Below are 427 nucleotides of genomic sequence, written 5' to 3' on the forward strand. Positions count from 1 at the left end.
GTCGAGGAAGACGATCCAGGCACGTGTGTTCACGGCCCTTTTTTGATGCGTGGCCACTCGTGCGCGATCCAGCGGGCGATCTGCGACTCGTCCCGCTCGACCGCCCGCCGCTCGGGCCGTTGCAGGCTCCATCCCAGCCGGCCGGTCAGCAGCCGCCACACCGACGCCCTCGACAACACCACCCCCGTAGCCAGGGTGACGACCGCGCCGACTCGTCAACTGAGGCCGCGATTCCAAGGTCCACAGATCGGCCTCGAAACCATGAGCCTGGGCACCTTGCTCCAACGCGGCCCGGACCATCTCGACCTGGGTGTCATCCAGCTTGGGTGGGCGTCCGGTGGCTGCCCGTCGCCGCAGGGCCGAAGCACCGGCTTGCTCCCACACCCGCCGCCAACGCCGCACACTCTCGGCACACACCCCCACCGCC

Annotated in this window: 1 pseudogene; it reads right to left on the minus strand. The window is 69.3% G+C overall.

Features of this window, described 5'->3' with window-relative positions:
* Window positions 1-29 precede the first annotated feature (29 nt).
* Window positions 30-197, minus strand: a pseudogene (locus tag IG78_RS53030) (winged helix-turn-helix domain-containing protein); the annotation flags it as partial.
* Window positions 198-427: the final 230 nt, after the last annotated feature.

This window comes from Streptomyces aureocirculatus (assembly GCF_000720475.1).
Taxonomy (GTDB): domain Bacteria; phylum Actinomycetota; class Actinomycetes; order Streptomycetales; family Streptomycetaceae; genus Streptomyces; species Streptomyces aureocirculatus.